3 protein-coding genes are annotated in these 2,448 nt (G+C 32.9%); all 3 read right to left on the reverse strand.

From position 1 onward, the window contains the following. Positions 1-162 precede the first annotated feature (162 nt). Positions 163-1,044: an SMI1/KNR4 family protein gene (locus tag BMZ04_RS21710; RefSeq protein ID WP_093277819.1), complete on the reverse strand. Its 882-nt coding sequence runs from the start codon at positions 1,042-1,044 to the stop codon at positions 163-165. A 235-nt stretch (positions 1,045-1,279) separates the two neighbouring features. Beyond that, positions 1,280-1,567, reverse strand: coding sequence for a hypothetical protein (locus BMZ04_RS21715; protein WP_177184552.1), 288 nt, complete (start codon positions 1,565-1,567; stop codon positions 1,280-1,282). A 72-nt stretch (positions 1,568-1,639) separates the two neighbouring features. Next, positions 1,640-2,206, reverse strand: coding sequence for a signal peptidase I (gene lepB / locus BMZ04_RS21720; protein WP_093277823.1), 567 nt, complete (start codon positions 2,204-2,206; stop codon positions 1,640-1,642). Positions 2,207-2,448 lie beyond the last annotated feature (242 nt).

The raw sequence follows: 2,448 nt of genomic DNA on the forward strand, positions 1-2,448 counted from the left end.
TAGTAGATTAGTTGATTATGTGTAACAGTTCACACTGTATGATCGAAATCTACTCGTTGTTTTGGGCGTAAAAATAGACCATCGAATGATGATCTATTTTTACTAAAGCACCCGTTAGTTGAAGAAGGAAAGGTGTATTTCACTGCTTGTTGGTGAATAACATTAGTCCTCATCTACAAAGTCAATCATCACTCCAACAACCTTTTTTGAAATATTATATTTTACTTTCACTTCGTACATTCCGTCACCATAACCAGACATTGAAACTGCACCATCTGAGAAAACTCCCCCCTGTGCATCTGATTCAACTACATCATCAAATTGGATGGCTTCGTCTCTACCAAATGTTTTAAAATCAAAAATTCCTGCTTGTGCAGAGTCAACTCCAATCTGTTTATCGCAAACATGCCATTTTCCAGTTGGTTTCTTTTCCCCATAAAATACAAATAAGTTTTTAACAACTTCATCAGGAGTATAAGAAATGGAAGCTGTCCAATTACCATTTTTCACATTTAAAAGTACGATTTGCAACTCAGCTTCTTCATCCGATTTATAGTATGGGTCCGTAACAATTAGCTTCCCACTTTCAACCATAAAAGTGCCAAGTTTATTAGGCTTATTAGTATTCACTTTCGGCACATGCCGATCAATAAAATCTCTTAATGTTAAAGCCGCATATTTGCCTAACCTAGTTTTGTCATTCCAAGTATAAATTAGTTCCTGCATAAACCTTTTCCTAATTCGATAGCAAAGTTTGTCACCACTCATTTTTTCACCAATACAAATCATATCACTCGGTAGATTTTTGGGTCTGTTCTGATTTTGTTTTACTATATCAATTGTTAATGCCGTTTGTTCATTAGTTTGAATGGGGAACAAAGTCCAATCACCAAATTTTGCTCCATTCGTTTCTAAAAAAAGTTCCTTGTATTCATCTGGAAAAATAGCACCAAGTGCTTTTTCTGTTTTTTTCAATTCAACTAACGACACTCCAGCCACTTTCGAACTTGGATTAATCATGTTTATTACTTTCTTTTTCTTCATCTCTTCCTCCATGATACTTTTACTTTGTCATACTACATTCAAAATAACTATGAATGTTTTCGATTTTCATTATAAAAAACCCTCTATTTATTCAGTAAAATAAAGCATTTCTTGTTCAACTAACCTGCCGCTTTAGTTTAAGTGTAACATTTCACAATGATCTGAGATCAACTTAATGTTTTGGACAAAAAAAATAGACCATCGAAATGATGGCCATGTTTTGCTAAAGCACCCGTTAGTTAAAAAAATTATTCTTAACTTTTTCAATCACTTCTATCTTTCCACTTATCCAGTCATCAGTTGGAACTAAATTTTCACCGTTCCCAATAAATAAAGTTAATACAATAACACTTATTAAAGATGTGACTTTCATGTAACGAATTGTACTATACGGTATTTCAACCTTTTCTTTGTACAACCATTTTTTCCCCCATAATATACTTTCTTTTTGGTAGAAATAACTCCAAATTAATGCCCCGTATAATGGCATAAGTAAAATAAAAGCCAAAATTATATTATCCATCCTTACCATCCCCCTTATATGTAATAAAGTCTTCCATTTGCTTATTCCACTAACCCTTCAGTGGAATATTTTTCATTTTATAAACTTTAAATTATCCATGGGATAAAAAACAACTTTTGCAGTACCTAATACTTTATCCATCGAAACAAATCCAACACTAGGGTCTCTGCTGTCTTTACTGTTTCGACGATTATCTCCTAGTACAAAAAAGTATCCATCTGGTACAGTTAATTCACCTAAATTTTCCTCTAATGTAAAGTCTCCAGTAAGTGTACCATTGTCTATCAAAGCTTTTTTATATTCCTCTAAGTAGGGTTCTTCGTACCTCTCACCATTAATAAAAAGTTCATCGTTTTCATAAGCGATGCGGTCACCAGAAATACCAATAATTCGTTTGATATAATTAGTGTTTTCTTTTGCTTCAAATACAATCACATCAAATCTTTCATACTTCATCAATTTGGGGCTGATTTTATCCACTACTACTCTGTCACCATTTTCAAATGTGGGCATCATAGAAGCACCGTCAACTACAATAGGTGTAAATAGGAAAAATCGAATACCAAATCCAAATATAAAAGCAATTCCTATTGCTTTTGCCCATTCCAATAATTCATTTTTTTCTTTCGTTTTTCCCATGCTTAACACCTCTTTGACTTTTAAATACTTAGCTGTTACTTGAATTTTTTACTAAATTAACTTATTCGACATCTCTTTAATAATACCTGCTTGTTCAACTAACCTGCCGCTTTAGTTCAATAAGAAAAAAGGCTTTACTCCTTCTTGAAGTAAAGCACCCGTTAGTTGAATAAGAATCCTCCTACTTCAGTTCGGTTTTTAACTTCTCAATTATCCCTAATGTTTTTAGATAGTAGTCTTTT

Source organism: Psychrobacillus sp. OK032 (genome assembly GCF_900111345.1).
Lineage (GTDB): Bacteria > Bacillota > Bacilli > Bacillales_A > Planococcaceae > Psychrobacillus.